Annotated in this window: 22 protein-coding genes; 11 read left to right on the top strand and 11 right to left on the bottom strand. The window is 73.2% G+C overall.

Going from position 1 to position 19,365, the window contains the following annotated elements:
• Nucleotides 1–81: 81 nt before the first annotated feature.
• From EV378_RS30400 to EV378_RS30390, 3 genes are read left to right on the top strand one after another with little or no spacing between them, the layout of a single operon-like run.
• A complete protein-coding gene (locus tag EV378_RS30400; RefSeq protein ID WP_132430795.1) occupies nt 82–975 on the top strand; it encodes a MetQ/NlpA family ABC transporter substrate-binding protein in 894 nt (297 codons plus the stop codon).
• A 4-nt stretch (nt 976–979) separates the two neighbouring features.
• The gene (locus EV378_RS30395; protein ID WP_132430794.1) at nt 980–2,023 is read left to right on the top strand and encodes a methionine ABC transporter ATP-binding protein; all 1,044 of its coding nucleotides are present in this window, start codon (nt 980–982) and stop codon (nt 2,021–2,023) included.
• A gap of 56 nt (nt 2,024–2,079) precedes the next feature.
• A complete protein-coding gene (locus EV378_RS30390; protein WP_132432947.1) occupies nt 2,080–2,679 on the top strand; it encodes an ABC transporter permease subunit in 600 nt (199 codons plus the stop codon).
• Nucleotides 2,680–2,716: 37 nt separating this feature from the next.
• Here EV378_RS30390 and EV378_RS30385 read toward each other — a convergent pair whose 3' ends face one another.
• Entirely contained in the window at nt 2,717–3,376 is a 660-nt protein-coding gene (locus EV378_RS30385) for a GntR family transcriptional regulator (protein WP_165922559.1), read from the bottom strand.
• Between the two features lie 338 nt (nt 3,377–3,714).
• Here EV378_RS30385 and EV378_RS30380 point away from each other — a divergent pair, with 338 nt between their 5' ends.
• The 7 genes from EV378_RS30380 to EV378_RS30355 all read left to right on the top strand — a co-directional run bounded on the left by EV378_RS30380 (nt 3,715) and on the right by EV378_RS30355 (nt 9,676).
• Nucleotides 3,715–4,176: an OsmC family protein gene (locus EV378_RS30380; protein ID WP_132430792.1), complete on the top strand. Its 462-nt coding sequence runs from the start codon at nt 3,715–3,717 to the stop codon at nt 4,174–4,176.
• Nucleotides 4,177–4,232: 56 nt separating this feature from the next.
• Entirely contained in the window at nt 4,233–5,201 is a 969-nt protein-coding gene (locus EV378_RS30375; RefSeq protein WP_132430791.1) for an ABC transporter substrate-binding protein, read from the top strand.
• A 5-nt stretch (nt 5,202–5,206) separates the two neighbouring features.
• A complete protein-coding gene (locus tag EV378_RS30370) occupies nt 5,207–6,034 on the top strand; it encodes an ABC transporter permease (RefSeq protein WP_165922558.1) in 828 nt (275 codons plus the stop codon).
• Nucleotides 6,025–6,759 (top strand): ABC transporter ATP-binding protein, encoded by a 735-nt coding sequence (locus EV378_RS30365; protein WP_243653839.1) that lies wholly within the window; start codon nt 6,025–6,027, stop codon nt 6,757–6,759. The genes EV378_RS30370 and EV378_RS30365 overlap by 10 nt, the downstream gene beginning before the upstream one ends.
• Complete coding sequence (locus tag EV378_RS30360) at nt 6,756–8,120, top strand: NtaA/DmoA family FMN-dependent monooxygenase (protein ID WP_132430789.1); 1,365 nt, start codon at nt 6,756–6,758, stop codon at nt 8,118–8,120. Before EV378_RS30365 ends, EV378_RS30360 begins: the two co-directional genes overlap by 4 nt.
• A gap of 14 nt (nt 8,121–8,134) precedes the next feature.
• On the top strand, nt 8,135–8,227 hold the full coding sequence (locus EV378_RS36960; protein WP_341540456.1) for a putative leader peptide: 93 nt from the start codon (nt 8,135–8,137) through the stop codon (nt 8,225–8,227).
• A 93-nt stretch (nt 8,228–8,320) separates the two neighbouring features.
• Complete coding sequence (locus tag EV378_RS30355; RefSeq protein ID WP_132430788.1) at nt 8,321–9,676, top strand: MFS transporter; 1,356 nt, start codon at nt 8,321–8,323, stop codon at nt 9,674–9,676.
• A gap of 98 nt (nt 9,677–9,774) precedes the next feature.
• Here EV378_RS30355 and EV378_RS30350 read toward each other — a convergent pair whose 3' ends face one another.
• From EV378_RS30350 to EV378_RS30340, 3 genes are read right to left on the bottom strand one after another with little or no spacing between them, the layout of a single operon-like run.
• Entirely contained in the window at nt 9,775–10,581 is an 807-nt protein-coding gene (locus EV378_RS30350; protein WP_132430787.1) for a TauD/TfdA dioxygenase family protein, read from the bottom strand.
• On the bottom strand, nt 10,578–11,960 hold the full coding sequence (locus EV378_RS30345; RefSeq protein ID WP_132430786.1) for an NtaA/DmoA family FMN-dependent monooxygenase: 1,383 nt from the start codon (nt 11,958–11,960) through the stop codon (nt 10,578–10,580). Before EV378_RS30345 ends, EV378_RS30350 begins: the two co-directional genes overlap by 4 nt.
• 13 nt (nt 11,961–11,973) lie before the next feature.
• Nucleotides 11,974–13,014 (bottom strand): LLM class flavin-dependent oxidoreductase, encoded by a 1,041-nt coding sequence (locus EV378_RS30340; RefSeq protein WP_132430785.1) that lies wholly within the window; start codon nt 13,012–13,014, stop codon nt 11,974–11,976.
• 106 nt (nt 13,015–13,120) lie between these two features.
• Here EV378_RS30340 and EV378_RS30335 point away from each other — a divergent pair, with 106 nt between their 5' ends.
• Entirely contained in the window at nt 13,121–13,798 is a 678-nt protein-coding gene (locus tag EV378_RS30335) for a nitroreductase family protein (RefSeq protein WP_243653838.1), read from the top strand.
• 5 nt (nt 13,799–13,803) lie between these two features.
• Here the strand turns inward: EV378_RS30335 and EV378_RS30330 are convergent, their stop codons facing one another.
• The 7 genes from EV378_RS30330 to EV378_RS37170 form a co-directional block, all read right to left on the bottom strand.
• Complete coding sequence (locus EV378_RS30330) at nt 13,804–14,358, bottom strand: GNAT family N-acetyltransferase (protein WP_243653837.1); 555 nt, start codon at nt 14,356–14,358, stop codon at nt 13,804–13,806.
• A gap of 358 nt (nt 14,359–14,716) precedes the next feature.
• Nucleotides 14,717–15,502, bottom strand: a complete 786-nt coding sequence (locus EV378_RS30325) for an alpha/beta fold hydrolase (RefSeq protein WP_132430783.1) — start codon at nt 15,500–15,502, stop codon at nt 14,717–14,719.
• A gap of 15 nt (nt 15,503–15,517) precedes the next feature.
• Nucleotides 15,518–16,210 (bottom strand): GNAT family N-acetyltransferase, encoded by a 693-nt coding sequence (locus EV378_RS30320; RefSeq protein ID WP_132430782.1) that lies wholly within the window; start codon nt 16,208–16,210, stop codon nt 15,518–15,520.
• 7 nt (nt 16,211–16,217) lie between these two features.
• The gene (locus EV378_RS30315) at nt 16,218–17,219 is read right to left on the bottom strand and encodes a transporter substrate-binding domain-containing protein (protein ID WP_132430781.1); all 1,002 of its coding nucleotides are present in this window, start codon (nt 17,217–17,219) and stop codon (nt 16,218–16,220) included.
• A 14-nt stretch (nt 17,220–17,233) separates the two neighbouring features.
• Nucleotides 17,234–18,028 carry an amino acid ABC transporter ATP-binding protein gene (locus EV378_RS30310; protein ID WP_132430780.1) on the bottom strand — a complete coding sequence of 265 codons (795 nt, stop codon included), beginning with the start codon at nt 18,026–18,028 and terminating at the stop codon, nt 17,234–17,236.
• On the bottom strand, nt 18,025–18,969 hold the full coding sequence (locus EV378_RS30305) for an amino acid ABC transporter permease (RefSeq protein ID WP_243653836.1): 945 nt from the start codon (nt 18,967–18,969) through the stop codon (nt 18,025–18,027). Before EV378_RS30305 ends, EV378_RS30310 begins: the two co-directional genes overlap by 4 nt.
• A gap of 131 nt (nt 18,970–19,100) precedes the next feature.
• Nucleotides 19,101–19,208 carry a putative leader peptide gene (locus EV378_RS37170; RefSeq protein ID WP_424511261.1) on the bottom strand — a complete coding sequence of 36 codons (108 nt, stop codon included), beginning with the start codon at nt 19,206–19,208 and terminating at the stop codon, nt 19,101–19,103.
• Nucleotides 19,209–19,365 lie beyond the last annotated feature (157 nt).

Raw genomic sequence — 19,365 nt, 5'->3', positions numbered from 1 at the left:
CCGTCCGGTCCATCCCTTCCCGGCCCCTCGCCGCGCGCCCCGGCGCCGCCGCGCGGGCCGTCTCCCGCGAGAGGTACTGCCATGTCGCGCTGGTCGCGCGCTCTGCTGCTGCTGGCCCCCGCCGCCGTGCTCGCCGCCGCGTGCGCCGCACCCGGCTCCGCCCCGTCCGGTGGAGACGGTGCGGGGCAGAAGGTCTCGATCGGCGTGTCGGACGCCGCCGAGAACTACTGGAACGTCTACAAGGCCAAGGCCGCGGCGGCCGGGATCACCGTCGACCTGGTCAACTTCACCGACTACAACCAGCCCAACCCTGCCCTGTCCCAGGGCCAGCTACAGCTGAACCAGTTCCAGCACCTGCAGTACCTGGCGAACTACAACGTCAAGAACGACGACACCCTGGTCCCGATCGGCGCCACCGCCGTCTACCCCCTGCCGCTGTACTCGACGAAGCACACCGAGCTCGCCCAGATCCCGCAGGGCGGCAAGGTCGCGATCCCGAACGACCCGACCAACCAGGCCCGCGCCCTGCTCGTGCTGCAGGCCGCGAAGCTGGTGACGCTGCGGGGTGGCGGCAGCACCCTGTCCACACCGGACGAGATCGACCCGGCCGCGTCGAAGGTGACGGTGCTGCCGGTGGACGCGGCGCAGACCGCCGCCAACATCAACTCCGTGGACGGCGCGATCGTGAACAACAACTACGCGACCGCCGCGAAGCTCGGCCAGGACAAGGTCCTCTACGCCGAGGACCCGAACTCCGACGCGGCCAAGCCGTACATCAACACGTTCGTCGCCCGCGCCGCGGACAAGGACAACCCGACCTACGTGAAGCTGGCCGAGATCTACCACGACCCCGAGGTGATCGCGGCGGTCCGCCAGGACCTCGGCACGGGCGGCGTGATCAAGGACAACACCGCGTCCGACCTGCAGGCCACCACGGTGCAGATCCAGGACACGATCCGGAAGGCCGGCGGCTGACCCGATGGGCACGGCCACACCGGTGATCTCGTTCCGCGGGGCGGGCAGGACGTTCGCCGGCACCCGCGGCGGCGCCGAGATCCGCGCCGTCGACGCCGTCGATCTCGACGTCGCCGCCGGCGAGATCACCGGCGTGATCGGCTACTCAGGGGCGGGCAAGAGCACCCTCGTCCGGATGATCAACGCGTTGGAGCTGCCCACGTCGGGAACGGTGACCGTCGCGGGCCGTGACACGTCCACGCTGGGCGAGCGCGGCCTGCGGGAGCTGCGCGCCGACGTCGGGATGATCTTCCAGCAGTTCAACCTGCTCTCCTCGCGCACGGTGGCGGGCAACGTCGGCTATCCGCTGCGGATCGCCGGATGGTCCGCCGAGCGCCGCCGGGCGCGGGTGGCCGAGCTGCTGGAGTTCGTCGGGATCGCGGACAAGGCCCGGCAGTTCCCGGCCCAGCTCTCCGGCGGGCAGAAACAGCGGGTCGGCATCGCCCGCGCACTGGCCACCTCGCCCGGCATCCTGCTCGCCGACGAGGCCACCAGCGCGCTCGACCCGGAGACCACCCAGGACGTGCTGGGCCTGTTGCGGCGGATCAACGCCGAGCTCGGCACGACGATCGTGGTGATCACTCACGAGATGGAGGTGGTGAGCTCGATCTGCCACAGCGTCGTCGTGATGGAGCAGGGCCGGGTGATCGAGCAGGGCCCGGTGTACGACGTGTTCGCCGACCCGCAGGAGACCGCGACCCGCCGGTTCGTGCACAGCGTGCTGCGCGACCGCCCGTCCGACGAGACGCTCGCCCGGCTCCGTCAGCACTTCTCCGGCCGGATCGTGACGGTCTGGGTCCGTGCGGACACCGACGCCCGCTCGGCGCTGGCCGACGTCCTGGCGGCCCGCGACGTGCGCAGCACCATCGTCTACGGCGGGATCCGCGAGCTCGCCGAGAAGCCGTTCGGCAGCATCACGTTCGAGCTCGCCGGCCGGGACTCCGACGTGGACGCGCTGATCGCGGAGCTGCGCGGGCACACCCGTGTCGAGGAGGTCGACGACCTGTGAGCGACTGGGCGAGCCTCTCGCCGGTGCTGTGGCTCTCGCTGGCACAGACGGCGTACATGGTGTTCTGGACGATGCTGATCGCCGGCGTGCTCGGCCTGGCGCTCGGCGTCGCGCTCCACTCCACCCGGCGCGGCGGTCTGCTGCAGAACGGGCCCGTGTTCACGGTGCTCAACGTGCTGGTCAACATCGTCCGCCCGATCCCGTTCATCATCTTCATCACCGCGGTCGGCCCGCTGACGCTGCTCGTGATGGGCACGACGATCGGCACGCGGTCGGTGCTGTTCCCGATGTCGGCGATGGCGACGTTCGTGATCGGCCGGATCGTGGAGCAGAACCTCGTGGCCGTCGACGACGGCGTGATCGAGGCGGCCAGGGCGATGGGCGCGAGCCGCTGGCGGATCATCTGGAGCGTCCTGATCCCGGAGGCGCTGGCACCGCTGATCCTCGGCTACACGTTCATCTTCGTCGCCGTCGTGGACATGTCGGCGATGGCCGGCTACGTCGGCGGCGGCGGGCTCGGCGACTTCGCGATCAGCTACGGCTACCAGCAGTTCAACTGGCCGGTCACACTCCTCACCGTCGTGATCATCATTGCGATCGTCCAGCTGGCCCAGCTGCTCGGGAACCGCCTCGCCCGGATCGCGCTGCGCCGCTGACCGGGGCGGTCGCCGGTCTCGCCGGACCGGCCGCCGGTCAGGACGGACCGTCGACCCGGCGGGCCAGCGTGGCGATCCGCAGGTCCCGCGCCCGCGTCTGGTGGGCGGTCATGGTCGATCCGGCCCGCTCGCCGTCGCCGTCCCGGATCGCGGCGAGGATCGCGCGGTGCTCGTCGAGGATGATCGCGAGGTTCTCCGGCTCGGCCGTCGACGTCGAGTCGTACGCCGCCAGCTGTGTCTCCAGGCCGTCGAGCAGCCTGCTGATCGTGGCGTTCCGCCCGGCGGTGCGGACGGCGTGGTGGAACTGGCGGTCGATCTCCAGCCGCGCCGGGACGTCGGCGCCGTCGGCCTGTTCGAGCAGGTGATCGAGCCGGGCGAGGTCCAGTTCGGACGCCTGCCGGGCCGCCTTCGTGGCGGCCGCGCTGTCCAGCGCGATACGCGCGTCGCAGATCTCGAGGATCTCCTCGGCGCTGCGGACCCGGACCAGGAAGCCGCCGGGGGCCTTCTCGACGAGGCCCTCGTACTCCAGGCGGTTCAGGGCGTCGCGGATCGGTGACCGGCTGGTGCCCTGCTCCGCAGCGATCCCGCTGGAGGTCAGGACGTTGCCGGCGGACCAGTGGCCGGACAGGATCCGCCGCCGGATGAGGTCGTACGGCCCGGTGTCGTCGGCGACGCCCGCCCCCGCGCTCACGGTCATGCCGCTCATTGTGCGCCCACGGACGTCCGCGGTCATCACCCGGCGCCGGGTGTCGACAGCCGTCGACATGTGTCGCCGATCGCATTGCATTTCGCGATGTGGTCGGCGAGAGTCCGGTACGTGAACCACGCGGGCCTGACCCGGCGGCGCCACATCGACCTGATGCGGACGCCCGGTCACGGCTGTCGGTAGACGGCCGACCACGGGTCGCCGGCTCCGCCGCGCCCGCCGCTGATCCCGCCCCGACCGGACCCCCGGTCACCGCGCTCCACGCCGACGTCCCCGCCCCGAGCGGCGGTCACGGCGGCGCCCTCGAGACGACGGAGCGGAGCTCCCGCATGTCCCACCCCTCCGCCATGCCCGCCGATCGGTTCGCCGGCACGGCGTCCGGGACGTCCGCAGAGGTGCGGGCGACGCTCACCGCGACCCCCGGCCGTTACGTCGTCGCCACCCGCGGCCGCCACCTCGTGACGGACGCGATCCAGGGTCCCGGCGAGGCCCCGTCGGCGACCGAGCTGCTGCTCTCGTCGCTGGCGGGCTGCGGCATCGGGAACGTCGAACGCCACGGCGCCGACCTGGGCGCCGACCTGACGGACGCCTCGGTCGCGGTCACCGCCGAACGCGACCCCGACGACGTCACCCGGTTCCTCGACATCGCGATCGTCGTCGCGCTCCCGCACACCGCGGAGGCGACGGCCCGCGCGGTCACCGACCGCTTCACCGCCACCTGCCCGCTCTACAACACCGTGCGCCGCGGCGGCCCCGTCCGGGTCCTCGTCGAGCACGCCCCCGGCCACTGAGCCCCTTTCCTCCCCAGGAGATCCTCGTGCTTTCCACCGGCAGATCACTCCGACGGATGGCCGCGGCCGCCGCGGCCGCCGTCGCCCTGCTCGCCGCGTCCGCCTGCGGCTCCGGCGGCGCGGGCGCCTCGTCGACCGCGCTGTCCGTCGGCATCGCCAGCAACTTCTTCTCGACCGCGTGGGACCAGCGCGTCGACCCCGGCGCCACGGCCGGCGTCTCGTTCCGCCAGTTCGACGGCGCCGGTCCGGTCTACGAGGCACTGCGCGCCGGTGCGGTCGACATCGGGTTCGGCTCGGACATCTCGACGATCGCCTCGCAGGCGGGCGGCGCCGACGTCACGATCCTCGGCGTCGCCCGGCCCGACCCGAAGTGGTTGCGGCTGATCGTGCCGCAGGGCTCGCCCGTGCGGTCGCTCACCGACCTGCGCGGCAGGTCCATCGCCGTCGTGAAGGGCTCCGCGGCCCACCGGTTCATCACCGCCGAGATCGCCCGCGCGAAGCTGTCCGTGCACGACTTCGACCTGCGGTTCCTCGCCACCGCCGACGCCCAGACGGCGTTCCGCACCGGCGGCGTCGACGCGTGGGCGGCCTGGGAGCCGAACGCCGCGCAGCTGGAGCAGCAGAACGGCGCGCGCCTCGTGCAGACGGCCGTGCCGGAGACCGCGGGCGCGATCTACCTCGCCTCGAAGGGCGACATCGTCGCTCCCGGCTCCCCCAAGCGGGACGCGGCCCTGGCGTTCACCGACGCGTTCGTGCGCACGCTCGACCGGTTGAAGGCGGATCCGCAGGGCTGGTCGCAGACCCTGGCCGCGGACCTGAAGCTCGACCCGCAGGTGGCGCTGCAGTTCGCCCGCAACTACACGTTCACGTTCGTGCCGGTCGACGACCGTGCGCGCCAGGACTACCGCACGACGGCGGCCGAGCTGCAGACGCTCGGGATCATCACGCAGCAGCCGGACCCGGCCACCGCGTTCACCGACCAGGCCAACGAGGTCGTCACCCGCGCGACCGCGGCGACCGGATGACAGCCGTGCCGACCACCTCGACGACGCCGCCCGCGGATCCCGCGGCCGGCGCCGCGCCGCGCGGGCCCGGTGGCGGGTCGCGGCGGCGGCGCATCGGCGGCGCCGGTCTCGGACTGGTCCTCCCGGTGCTGCTGCTCGCCGGCTGGCAGCTGTCCTCGGCCACCGGCGTGCTCGGTGCCGAGGTCCTCCCGTCGCCCGCCGCGGCCTGGAGCACGCTCGTCGACCTCGCCGCCGGCGGCGATCTCGGCGAAGCGCTCGCGATCTCGCTGTCCCGGGCCGCGGCCGGGCTGGTGATCGGGGTGGCGGTCGGGACCGTCCTCGGCGTCCTGTGTGGAGCGTCGCCGACGGCGGCGGCCGCGCTGAACCCGACGCTGCAGGCCCTGCGCGCCCTCCCGGTGCTGGCGCTGGTGCCGCTGTTCATCATCTGGTTCGGGATCGGCGAGACCTCGAAGGTGCTGATGATCGCCCTCGCGACCACGTTCCCGATCTACGTCAACGTCCTGGCCGCCGTCGCGGGCGTCGACCGGCGGCACCTGGAGTTGGCCCGCGTCCTGCGGCTCGGGCGGGCGGCGCTGGTCCGGCGGGTGTACCTGCCCGCCGCGCTGCCGTCCTGGTTCGTCGGGCTGCGGTACGCGAGCGGGCTGGCACTGGTCATCCTCGTGATCTCCGAGCAGGTCGACGCGGACGCGGGACTCGGCTACCTGATGGCCGACGCCCGCACGTACTACCGCGTCGACGTGATCCTCGCGGTGATCGGTGTGTACGGCGTGCTCGGCGTGCTCACCGACCGGCTCGTGGTCCTCGGCGAGCGCTGGAGCCTGCGGTGGGCCTGACCACATCGGACCCGGCGGAGGCGGTGGTGTCCGCGCGCGGGCTCACCCGGCGTTTCGGCGACCTCACGGTGCTCGACGACCTGGACGTCGCCGTCGCGTCCGGCGAGTTCGTCTCCGTCCTCGGTCGCAGCGGGACCGGGAAGAGCACGCTGCTGCGGCTGCTGGCCGGCATCGACGACGCACCGGACGCCGGCACGGTGCGGCGCAGCGCCGATCCCGGCGTGATGTTCCAGGACGCGCGGCTGCTGCCGTGGCTGCGGGCCGGCGACAACGTCGCGCTCGCCGGTGGCGTCGACGACGTGGGAGCGCTGTTCGAGCGGGTCGGCCTCGACCGGCGGCTGCTGCGGGCCTGGCCGCGCACGCTGTCCGGCGGGCAGGCCCAACGCGTCGCGCTGGCCAGGGCGCTGGCGTCCCGGTCGCCGCTGCTCGTCCTCGACGAGCCGTTCGGGGCGCTCGACTCGCTCACCCGCCTGACCATGCAGGAGCTGCTCGTCGCCGTGCGGGCCGAGCACCGCCCCGCCGTCGTCCTGGTCACCCACGACGTCGAGGAGGCGCTCGTGCTCTCCGACCGGGTCCTGCTGCTCGACGGCGGCCGCGTCGCGCTGGACACGCGGCTCGACGAGCCACACCCGCGCGACCGGACGTCCCCCGCGCTCGTCGCACGACGGGCCCGGATCCTGGCCGCCCTGCGCGGCCCCGCCCCCGCGACCGAGGAGATCGCATGACACCACGACGCCTGTTGCTCAACGCCTTCGTGTGCCCGTCGCCCGGGCACGTCAAGCCGGGTCTGTGGCCCTACGACCTGCCCGGCAACGAGCTCGCCGACTTCGACGACCTCGACCTCTGGGTCCGGCTGGCGGCCACCCTCGAACGCGGGCGCTTCGACGGGCTGTTCATCGGCGACGTGCTCGGCCTCTACGCCCCCTACCGCGGCAGCTGGGACATCTACGTCTCCGACGGCAACCGCTTCCCGATGCTGGACTCGCTGACGCTCGCCTCGGCGCTGGCGACGACGACCACCGACCTCGGGCTGATCTTCACGGCCTCGGTCATCCAGGACCACCCGTACACACTGGCCCGCCGGATCGCCACGCTCGACCACTTCACCGGCGGCCGCGTCGGCTGGAACATCGTCACGAGCTCCACCGAGAACGCGCACCGCAACTACGGCGCCGACGGCATCACCCCGCACGACGAGCGTTACGTGTGGGCCCGCGAGCACGTCCAGGTCGTGCTCAAGCTCCTCGAGGGCTCGTGGGACCCGGGCGCGGTGCGGCGCGACCGGGCCGGGCGTGTGTTCGCCGACCCCGAGCGGGTGCACACGGTCGACCACGTCGGGGAGCGCTACGCGGTCCAGGGCCCTCTGATCGTGCACCCGTCGCCGCAGCGCGCGCCCGTGCTGTTCCAGGCCGGCTCGTCGCCAGCCGGGACCGACTTCGCCGCCGAGTTCGCCGAGGGCGCGCTCGTGCTGAACAGCCTGGACGCGGCCGCCGGGACCGTCGGCGTGCTGCGCGAGAAGGCGCTGTCCGCCGGCCGCAAGGCCTCCGACGTCGCCGTGTTCGCCGCACTCACACCCGTCCTGGCCAGCACGTCCGACGAGGCGAGGGCCAAGCGCGAGCGGTTCGACGAGCTGCTCAACTCCGAGGCCCTCGCCGCCGAGGTCGGCGGCAACGTCGGCATCGACCTGTCCGCGCTCGAACCGGACGACCCGATCGACTACTCGAACGCGCAGGGCGGGATCGGCAAGATCCTCGCCGAGGCGGCCAAGCACCCGGACGGCGTCGTGACCAAGCGCCAGTACCTGCGCGCGATCACCGGGGACACGACGCTCGTCGGCACTCCGGAGGAGGTCGCCGACGTCCTCGCGCGCTGGCAGGAGGCGGGCGGCGACGGGGTGAACTTCATGAACTACCTCATCCCCGGCACCTACGACGACGTCGTCGACCACCTGGTCCCGGTCCTGCAGGAACGCGGGATCGTCCAGCGGGAGTACGCACCGGGGACCCTGCGGGACAAGCTGTTCGGCGAGGGCCCGCACCTCGCCGAGCGCCATCCAGGGAGCCGCTACCGCAACGCTCCGCGTTGAGGTCGTCGGTCCGGGTGTCTAGCGTGGACGCGATGACCGGGACATGGCTGACGGTGCGGGAGCACATCGACCTCCTGCGCGTCGCCTCGGCGCTCTGTCGGATCTGAGCCGGCACGCGGTACTCCCCGACCGCGTCGCGCCGGCCCCTCGGAGAGCCCCCGTTCCGCCGCTCCCGCGGCGCCCGTCTCCCTGGAGCTGCCATGACCGACACCTCCGCGCGCCCCGGTCCGACCACGCACACGCCACGCCGGGTCGCACTGGCCAGCGCCGTCGGCACGACGATCGAGTGGTACGACTTCTACCTCTACGCCACGGCCACCGCGCTCGTGTTCACCAAGCTGTTCTTCCCGTCGATCAGCCCGACGGCGGGCACGCTCGCCGCGTTCGCCACCTACGCCGCAGGCTTCGGGGCGCGGCCGATCGGAGCGGTGGTCGCCGGCCACATCGGCGACCGGGTGGGGCGCAAGGCCGTGCTGGTGGCGGCGCTCGTGCTGATGGGCGCCGCGACGACGTTGATCGGCGCGCTGCCCACCTACGGGCAGGTCGGCATCGCCGCACCGGTCCTGCTCGTCGTTCTGCGGCTGCTGCAGGGTCTCGCCGTCGGTGGCGAGTGGGGCGGGGCCGCGGTGCTGTCGGTCGAGCACGCGCCGGCGACCCGTCGCGGCCTGTTCGGCAGCTTCACCCAGATCGGCTCCCCGGCCGGGATGCTGCTCGCGACCGGCTCGTTCTTCCTGGTCCGGTCCCTGACCGACGACGAGACGTTCCTGGCGTGGGGCTGGCGGCTGCCGTTCCTGGCGAGCGTCGTGCTGATCGCGGTCGGGCTGGCCGTGCGGCTGCGGGTCGAGGACGCGCCGGAGTTCCGGGCGCTGCGCGACCGCGGCGACGTCGCCCGGCTGCCGGTGGTCGAGGTGCTCCGGACCGCGCCCCGGCCGGTCCTGCTGACCACCGGGCTGCGCCTGTCGCAGATCGCGCTCTACACGCTGCTCACGACGTACGGGCTCACCTACGTCGCGGAGAAGCTCGGCCCGGACTCCGGCGCCGGTCTCACCGCCGTGCTGGTGGCCTCGGCGATCGGGATCGCGACGACGCCGGTGTGGGCGCTGGTGTCCGACCGCGTCGGGCGCCGGGTCCCGTACCTGTTCGGTGCGCTCGGCGGGCTCGTCGCGCTGGTGCTGTTCTTCCTCGCCGTGGACACCGGGTCGACGCTCCTCGTGGTTGCCGCGATGGTGCTGGGCGTCAACGTCATGCACGACGCGATGTACGGGCCGCAGGCGGCGTGGTTCGCCGAGCTGTTCGACCTGCGGCTGCGCTACAGCGGGGCCTCGCTGGGCTACCAGATCGGTTCGGTGCTCTCCGGCGGTTTCGCGCCGCTGATCGCGGCGGCGCTGCTGATCGCCGGGGACGGCAGGCCGTGGTGGATCCTGCTGTACTTCGCCGGGCTGACGGTGCTGACGGTCCTGGCGGCCCTCTCGGCCCGCGAGACCGCCCACGACCCGATCGACGTGGCCGGGACCGACCTCCGCCGGCCGGCCGCCCCCGGAGCGGCCGGATCGTGAGGTGACGGATCCCGTCGCCGCCGGACGGTCGGACGTCGAGGATCCGGCCGCACGGCGCTCCGAGATCGGCCGGCCGGTGTTCACCACCGCCGCCGGGGTCAGCCCTCCGGGTGCGCCGCGATGACCTTGCGGTAGGCGCGGGGACCGTCGCCGTAGTCGTCGATCGCGTAGTGCCATGTGGCGAGGTTGTCCCACAGCACGAGGTCGCCGGGCGTCCAGCCGAACCGGATCGTGTACTGCGGCGACGCCGCGTGCCGCAGCAGGAACGGCAGCAGCGCCTCGCTCTCGGCCTCGGCGATCCCGACGAGCCTGCGCACCCCGGTGCTGAGGAACAGCCCCCGCCTGCCGGTGTCCGGGTGGCGCAGCACGACCGGGTGCTCGACGGTGCGGCGCACGTCGCCCTTCTCCGCGCCCTGCGCGTAGTGCGCGGCGTCGGCGTCGTACTCACCCGATACCGATTCGAGGAGCTGCTTGAGCGGCTCGGACAGGTCGTCGTAGGCGGCCTGCAGGTCGGCCCAGAGCGTGTGGCCGCCGAGCTCGGCGACCTCGTCGTAGACCAGCGACTCGATCTGGAACGGCGGTGTGCGCCAGAGCCCGCCGATGTGCCAGGTGCTGGCCTTGCCGGTCTGCTCGACGCGGTACGGGTAGACGAGCGGGTTGTCGGGATGACGCGTCGCCGTCGGGTGGTCGAACGGCTCCCCGAAGATCCGCACCGCCTCGACGTGCCGGTCAGGGGACAGGTGCTGCCCGCGGAAGACGAGGACCTTGTGGTCGCGGAACGCCTGCCGCAGCTGCTCGGCGACGGACGGCTCGACGTCGGTGTTCAGGTCGACGCCGCCGATCTCGGCCCCGATCCGGGGGCCTGCCCGACGGATCTCGATGGTCTGGTCGGTGGTGACGGTCATGCCGATTCCTCTCTCGTGGTGACGGTGTGGCCCGCGTGTCTGCGGGCCACGGCGGGACGCAGGCCGAGGTTGTGGCGCAGCGTCGTGCCCTCGTACGCGGTGCGGTAGACGCCGCGGTCCTGCAGCGCGGGGACCAGCCGGTCCACCACGTCGTCGAAGCCGTCGGGCACGGAGTTCGGCTGCAGGTTCAGCCCGTCGATCGCGCCGGCCCGCACGTAGCGGGCGAGCTCGTCGGCCACCGACGACGGCGTCCCGACGAACTCGACGGTGTCGTTCAGGTGCAGCACGAGCTCGCGCATCGTGAACCCGCGCGCCTCGGCGAGCTCCCGCCACGCCGCCGCCGTCCGCAGTGGACGGTCGCTGGTGTTGACGACGCCGTGCGTGATCGTCTGGGTCGCGACGACCGGGTCGGTCGCCGGCAGCGGGCCGTCGACCGGGTGGTCGGTCAGGTCGTGTCCCCAGACCGCCTCGACGACGGCGCGGACCCGCCGGTCGCTCCACGTCGCGTCCCGGAACCAGCGGGCCCGCTCCCCGGCGTCGGACTCGGTGTCGCCGAGAACGATCCGGGTCGCGGGGAAGATCCGCAGGTCGTCGTCCGGGCGCCCGGCCGCGACCAGCCGACGCCGCAGGTCGGCGGCGAACTCGAGCGCCGCGTCGAACTGCAGGTAGCGGGAGAAGATCCCCTCGGCGTGCCGCGCGGCGAAGTCCCGGCCCTCCGGCGACTCGCCCGCCTGGAACAGCACCGGCTGCCCCTGTGGGCTCGGCGGCAACGACGGCCACGCGCGGCGCACGCCGCGCACGACCCGTTCCAGCGCACCGGGGACCGACCACGTGTCGTCGCCGGGGACGGCGCCGTCCGGCCACGCGGCCCACAGCGCCTCGACGGTCGCCAGGTGCTCTGCGGCGTGCCGGTAGCGGTCCGCGTGCCCGACGTCGCCACCGCGCCGGAAGTTCTCGCCCGTCCAGTCGTTGTCCGTGGTGACGACGTTCCAGCCGGCCCGGCCTCCGCTGAGGACGTCGACCGTCGCGAGCCGGCGGGCGAGATCGGCGGGGTCGGTGAACGTCGTGTTCAGCGTCGCGACCAGGCCGATCCGCTCGGTGACGGCAGCGAGGTGGGCGAACAGCACGAGCTGGTCGGGGCGCCCGGTCACCGAGTGGTCCGTGATCCGGCCCAGGTGCTCGCGCAGGCGCTGGCTGTCGCCGAGGAACAGCGTGCTGAACAGGCCGCGCTCTGCGGTCTGCGCGAGACGGCGCCACGCGGCGAAGTCGTAGTAGACATCGTTGCTCGGGGCCCGCGACCAGACGTAAGCCGGGCCGAAGCCGAAGAAACCGGCCAGGTGCAGCCGGGCGTGCGGGCGGGCGTACTCCTGCGCGGCCATCCCGAACTCCTCTCTACGACGCGTAGCGGCCTGCCGGGCGCGGCAGGCCCAGCAGGTCGCGCAGGGTGGCCCCGGGATCGGGACGGCGAAGGTCGAGTGCCGGCAGGACGTCGGACGCGAGTACCGGCAGGTCGCGGTCGAGCACGGCGGGCAGCAGCCGGACGCCGTCCACGTGCGGGGCGACGTGCCTCAGCAGGGCGACCAGCTCGTCGGGCGGGGCCACAAGGCGCAGGCGCTCCCCCGGTCGCCACTCCCCGAGTGATGCGAGCAGCTCGGCGTCGAAGCCGACCTCGATCTCGGCCAGTACCCGTGGCGCGCGGGCCGCCTCCGCGGCGCCGACCAGACCGTCCACGGTGGACGAGGTGACGGTCTCGACGTCGACGAGCCCGCGCGGCAACGCCCCGGCGGGCGCGAGCACGACCACCTGCCCCTGCGGCGGCCGCGGCACGAGCGCGGGCCCGCGGACGCCGAACGTGCGTCCGCGGAAGTCGACGTGGTGCACCCGGTCCGCGTCCAGGAACCGGCCGGTGGCCTCCTCCGCGACGACCGCGTCGTCCTGCCAGGAGTCCCAGAGCCACCGCGCGGCGTCGACGACGTCGGCGGCCTCCGCGGCCAGCACCTCCGGGTCGCTCTCGTGCCGCACGGCGTACGCGGCCGAGCGGGCGGCGGTCGACCCCGTGTCCAGCAGCCAACCGGCCCGGCCGCGCGAGCCGTGATCGAGGCTGGACAGCTGGTTCGACACGTGGAACGGCTCGGCGTGCGCCGTCGCCACGACGGGCACGAGTCCGACGGCGTCGGTGTGCGCGGACAGGAACGCCGCGGCGGTCACCGGGTCGAACCGGCCCGCGACGCCGTCGCCCGGCGGGCCTGCGGCCGCGTCGGCGAGCGTCAGGAACCCGAACCCGGCCGCCTCGGCGGCCCGTCCGACCTCGGCGAGGCGTCCGGGTGTCAGCAGGTCCTCCGGCCGGTGCCGGGCCGCGCGCCACGACGCGGGATGGGCGCCGTCGCCGTCGATCTCGACGCCGACGACGAGATGCTCGGTCGATCTGTCCATACAGGATCTCCTCCGTGCCCACATGCCGGGAGAACGGGCCGTCGCCACCGCGGGACGCCTACGGTGGCGACGTCCCCCGCGATCGACCACGACACCTGGAGGCGCCGTGCCCGAGACGTCCGAGTCCGCGCCGCCCGACCGGGTCGGCCTGCTCGAGGGCCTGCACAGCACGCCGGCCCGGCGCTACCTCGCCGACACCCCGATCCCCGACGACGTGCTCTGGGAGATCCTCGACGCCGCCGTGCGCGGGCCGTCCGGCGGGAACCGGCAGCCGTGGGGCTGGGTCGTGGTCACCGACGCGGACGTGAAGCGCCGCATCGCGGCGTTCTACAAGGAGGGATGGGACGCGACCTACGGCGTGCGCCGCGACGAGCTCCTCGACCCGGCCCGCGACCCGCAGGTCGACACCGGGTTGAGCGCGTCGTCCTACCGGGCCACCGAGCACCTCGCCGACCATCTGGCGGAGGCGCCGGTGTTCGTCGTGCCGGTGCTGCTCGGCGCAGCGGGATCGCAGGACAAGCGCCTCGGCGCGTCCGTCTACGGCGCGGTCCAGCAGCTGCTGCTGGCAGCCCGCGCGTACGGCGTCGGCGGCGTGCTGACGTCCTTCCACCTGGCGCACGAGGCCGAGGTGGACGAGCTGCTCGGCCTGCCGGACGACGCCGCGACGATGGGGCTGGTCCCACTCGGCTACCCGGCTCGCGGACGCTGGGCGCAGCCGCGGCGCAGGCCCGTCGACGAGGTCGTCCACTGGGGACGGTGGGGTGACACGCGGTCCCGCGGCTGACGGCGTCACGACGCCCGCCCGGTCGTCGCGGGCAGCGTCTTCTCGAACGGGTGCTTGCCCACGCGTTCCGGTGGCAGCGCCCGGTCGAACAGCGGCGTGTACCCGGCCGCCAGGTAGAGGTTCTGCGCCTCCGGCTGGAGCGGGCCGGTGGTGAGGTGGATCCGCCGGTAGCCGCGCGCGGCGATCTCCCGTTCGAGCTCGACGAGCACCCGGCGGGCCAGGCCGAGGCGCCGGTACCCGAGGTCGGTCCAGATCCGCTTGAGCTCGGCGGTCACCGCGTCCCACCGCCGGAACGCGCCGCCGGAGACCGGACGCCCGCTGTCGTCGAGCAGCAGGACCAGACCGCCGTCGGGCGGGGCGAACCGCTCGCGCTCGCGCCGGGTCTCCTCGTCGAGGTCACCGAGCGTGTGGCCGTAGCGGGCGCCGTACTCGTGGTCGAGCTCGACGAGCATCGGCCGGACGAGCGGATCGGTGTAGTCCACCCAGCGGGCGACGACCTCGGGCGGGACGGACCCGGACGGCGGGTCGAGCGACGGGTGGGCACAGGAGGACACGGACACGCGGATCCCTCGCAACGCGGCAGGCGGGCGACACCGTGCCGGGCACGGGTCGCGACGACGACGGACGACGGCGCCGGTCAGCGACAGAGGTCGCTGCGCAGATGACCGAAGTCGACGTGCCTGCGCCGGGTCCAGCGCCACCGCAGACGGCCGTCGGACGGGTGGGCCGGCAACCGCCGGAGCACTCCCCCGCCTCGCGACATCCGTTCCCCCATCGATCCCCGGCGGGAGCACCCTGCGCCCGCGACGAACGGGGCTGCGGGTTGCTGCGGCGTCGACGAACCGGGACTCTCGGCCGCTCCGGATGGACCTCGTCCACTCAAACCCGCCACCCGATCGGGTGTCAAGCACGGACCGGTCATGAGTGTCCGGCGTCGTGCAGCGCGGCGACGAACCCGTCCAGGTCGTCCCACATCATGACGTGACCGGCGTCCGGAACGACGTGCACGGTGCAGCCGGCCGCACGCAGCGGTTCCAGGTCCTCGCCCGACCGTCCGCCGCCGACGTAGTGGCGCGGCACGTCGAGGGCCGCGAGCTGGTCACGGAAGCTCACGGGCCGCTCGGCGATCAGGGACACCGCGGTGCGGTGCAGCCCGCGCGGCGACCAGCGACGCAGGGTCCGCGCGAACTGGGCGGCGACGACGTCCCCGCGCGCCGCGGCGTCGAGCCCGTCGCGGACCGCACGCGGATGCACGGTCGCGGCGAACTCGTCCTCGTCGTGGGCGGCGATCCGTACCGAGAACGTTCCGACACCCGGGTCGAGGTTCGGCTCGGCGACCACCAGCCGTCCGACCCGGTCCGGCCGCTGCGCGGCGAGGCTGATCGCGACCGAGCCACCCAGCGAGTGCCCGACGAGGACGACGTCGCGCAGTCCGAGCCGGTCGAGCAGCGTCACCACGGTGGCGGCGTGACGGTCGATCGTGTGGTCGAACGCGTCGTCGTGGTCGCTCCACCCGCTGCCGATCAGGTCGACCAGCACGTGCCGGCCGGTCCCGGCGAGCAGGGGGTGCCCGGCGACCGGGGCGAACCCGACCGTGCCGGCCGAGCCGAGACCGCCCAGGTACACCCGGGCCGGCCCCTCCCGTGCGCCGAGATCGAGGTACGCGAGCGACGCGCCGCCGTCTGTGACGCACTCGTAGTACATGCAGGCCCTCCCCGGTCACGCCGCGGACGGAGGAGCCGGTGCCCGGAGCGCGACGAACCGGGTCCGGCGGCGCAGCCGGAACCCGAGCTCCTCGTACAGCCGGATCGCCGTGACGTTCGTGGCGGCGGCGTGCAGCAGCGGGGTCTCCCCACGCTCCCGGATCCCCGCCGCCACGGCGCGGACCAGCCGTGACGCGAGGCCGCGGCCGCGGAACCGCGGATCGGTGCAGACCGCGCTGATCTCCGTCCAGCCCGGTGGATGCAGCCGCTCACCCGCCATCGCGACGAGCTCGCCGTCGTGGCGCAGACCCAGGTAGGTGCCGAGCTCGACGGTCCGGGGCCCGAACGGCCCCGGACGCGTGCGGGCCACCAGCTCCAGGATCTCCGGCACGTCGTCCGGCCCGAGCACGACCGCCTCCGGGTCGGGCTCCGGCCTCATGCCGCCGTCCACCATCTGGACACCCTCTCCGTCGGTGACGACGACCCAGCCCTCCGGCGGGGTCACGTCGCCCCCGGAGATCTGGGCCAGTGCGCCGGGCCCGACGAGCGCGACGACGTCGGCCCACGCCCCGGAGTCCGGCTCGTCCGGCATCGCGACGAACGGCGCGACGTCGGGCGGGTAGCGCAGGACGGATCCCTGCCGGACCGCGAAGCGGGCGTGTGGTCCGAGCAGCGACGCCCGCGCCGGATTGTCGAGTACGTGCCACATCGTGGGATCAGGAGTTCGTGATCGGCAGTCCGGGCGGGTTGACCTGCGAGGTCTTCACCGCCTCGTTGGAGAGGTTCCACGCCCTCAGCCACTGTTCGTACTGACCGTTCTGGATCAGGTGGTTCGTCGCGTCGGCGATCGGCTTCGCCAGGCCGCTGTCCTTCTTGGACGTGGCGGCGATCAGCCCCTGCAGGGACGACCCCGCGCCGGAGTACGTGCCGGCGACGGCCTTGGGGTTCGGGGTCCCGGCGCTCTGGGTGACGTGGTAGGCGGCCGACGGGTTCGGCTCGAACGCGGCGTCGATCTTCCCGGACTCCAGGGCGAGCGTGACGGCGCTCGAGTCGGGAAAGTACACGACGTCGAAGTTCTTGCCCTGGCCCCGCAGCTGGGACTGCCACTGCAGCAGGATGCGCTCCTGGTTGGTGCCGGCGCCGACGTAGATCTTCTTGCCCGCGAGCACCTGCGGGTCGCCGGTGAAGGCGAACGTCTTCGACGCCAGCGTCTCGAACGCGAGATTGTCCAGCCGGTAGGTCGCGAAGTCGTACTTCTTCTTGCGCTCCTCGGTGACGGTGATGTTGGAGAACCCGACGTCCGTGCGGCCGCTGTCGATGCCCACGAACAGGTTCTGCCAGGTCGCGTTGTTCAGCTCCACCTTCAGCCCGAGCACCGCGCCGACGAGGCGGGCGTAGTCGGGTTCGGCCCCGGTCAGCGTCTTGTCGTCGGTGCCGGTGTACCCGAGCGGCGGCGAACCGGCGGGCAGCAGCCCGAGCCCGACGTTGAGCACACCGGCGTCGCGGACCTGCGCGGGCAGCTCCGCGCGGATCGACTCGACGGTGGCGACATCGAGCGTCGTCTCCTTCGCGGCCCCGTTGGACAGGGCCCCGACCTGGACGGCGGTGGTGCCGCCGGCGTCCCCTCCCTCGCCTCCACCGCCGCCGCAGGCCGCGGCGAGCGAGAGCAGGGCGGCCGCCGCGGCGGTGGCGAGCGTTCGGCGTCGGGTGAGCAGCATCTCGGGGTCTCCTCCTACAGGACCTTGCCCAGGAACTCGCGGGTGCGAGCGTGGGCGGGGTGGTCCAGAAGCTGGGTGGGCGGTCCCTGCTCGACGACGACACCGCCGTCGAGGAACACGACCTGGTCGGCGACCTCGCGGGCGAAGCCGATCTCGTGCGTGACGACGACGAGCGTGGTGCCGGTGGCGGCGAGGTCCTTGATCACCGACAGGACCTCGCCGACGAGCTCGGGGTCGAGCGCGGACGTCGGCTCGTCGCAGAGGATCAGCCCCGGTCGCAGGGCCAGCGCCCGCGCGATCGCGACCCGCTGCTGCTGGCCGCCGGACAGCTGCCGTGGGTAGGCGGCGACCTTGTCGGCGAGCCCGACGCGTTCCAGCAGCTCTTCTGCCAGCGCTACGGCGTCGGGCCGGGAGAGATCGCCGGTGGCAGCGGGCGCGGCCGCGACGTTCTCGAGCGCGGTCAGATGCGGGAACAGGTTGAAGTTCTGGAACACGAACCCGATCCGCCTGCGTTGGACGAGGATCGCGCGCTCCGGCAGCTCCTTGAGCCGGTCCCCGGCCCGGCGCACGCCGATCGGCTCACCGCCGACGCTGACGTAGCCGCGGTCGAGCTTCTCGAGGTGGTTGATCACGCGCAGCAGCGTCGACTTGCCGGACCCGGACGGGCCCAGCACCACGGTGACCGAGCCGGGGGCGGCGGTCAGGTCGACACCGGCCAGGACGTGGTTCGTGCCGTAGGACTTGTGCGCCCCGTGCACCTCGACCCCGGCGGCGCGGACCGGCGCGAGCCCGGCGTCCAGGGCGGTCATCGTGCGGCCCCGATCGCGCGACGCAGCCGTTGCAGCGGCGTCGGCGGCAGGCTCCGCACGGCGCCGCGGGCGTAACGACGCTCCACGTAGTACTGGACGACGGAGATCACGCTGGTGAGCACGACGTACCAGGCGGTGGCCACGAGCAGCAGCGGGACGATGTCGCCGGAGTAGGTCGACCCGAGGCTCTGCACGGACCCGAACAGGTCGAGCAGCGACACGTAGAACACCAGTGAAGAGGCCTTGACCAGGTTGATGAGCAGGTTCACGTACGACGGGACGATGGTGCGCAGCGCCTGCGGCAGGACGATCCGCCGGAACTGGTAGCCGCGCGGGAGGCCGAGCGCGGCGGCGGCCTCGTGCTGGCCCTGGTCGACCGACAGCAGACCGGAGCGGACCACCTCCGCCGCGTACGCGGACTCGTTGAGGGTCAGTCCGGCCACGGCGATGACCAGGGTCGTGGCCAGCGACGTCACCCCGAACGTGAGGAACGTCGGGCCGAACGGGACTCCGATCCCCAGCGCCTTGTAGAGGGCGCTGAAGTTGTAGAGGAACAGCAGCACGACGATCAGCGGCACCGACCGGAACAGCCAGATGTAGCCCCAGCTGACGGCCTGCAGCACCGGGCTGGCCGACTGCCGCATCAACGCGAGGACGATCCCGCCGATCAGCGAGAGCACGGCGGACAGCGCCGTCACCTCGATCGTGACCACCAGTCCCTCGAGCACGGCGGGTCGGGTGAACCAGTAGGCGAACCGGTCCCACTGGTAGAACGGGTTGGTCACCATGCCGTGCACGACCTGGGCGAGCACCACCAGCACGACGACGGTGGCGATCCACCGGCCGGGGTGGCGCAGCGGGATCACCCGTTGCGCGGTCAGGTCCGGTCCGGCCGGTCGCGCCGTGAGCGCTTCTCCGGTCGTCGACAGGGGTGGGGACACGGCGGACTCCAGACGGGGATGCGGACAGGCCGACGCCTGCGTCGGGGCCGCAGCTGGTGCCGGGCGACGCGGCGACGCTCAGGCGTGCGCGACCCGGCGCCCGTCGTCAGGTGCCGGGAGGCGGACCGAGGTCAGCGACAGAGGGCGCTGCTGACGCGCAGCAGATCGACATGCCGGCGGACGCAGGATGTCGCGCGACCGTGGCGACGCCACACGTCGGTCCGCGATGCCGTGTCCATGATCGTCCCCGGGAGCCGTGCTCGGAGAACCCACGCCGACCGGCGGGGTCCGAGCGGGACGGTAGGCAGCCGTCTGTCCGCTTGTCAACGGTCGCGGTCGATGCGGCGAGCGTGGTCGACCGCGGAGCTGTCCGGTCAGCCCGGATCGGCGTTTCAG

The sequence above is a fragment of the Pseudonocardia endophytica genome (assembly GCF_004339565.1).
GTDB classification, from domain to species: Bacteria; Actinomycetota; Actinomycetes; order Mycobacteriales; family Pseudonocardiaceae; genus Pseudonocardia; species Pseudonocardia endophytica.
This window is presented reverse-complemented; position numbering and strand designations above follow the sequence as displayed.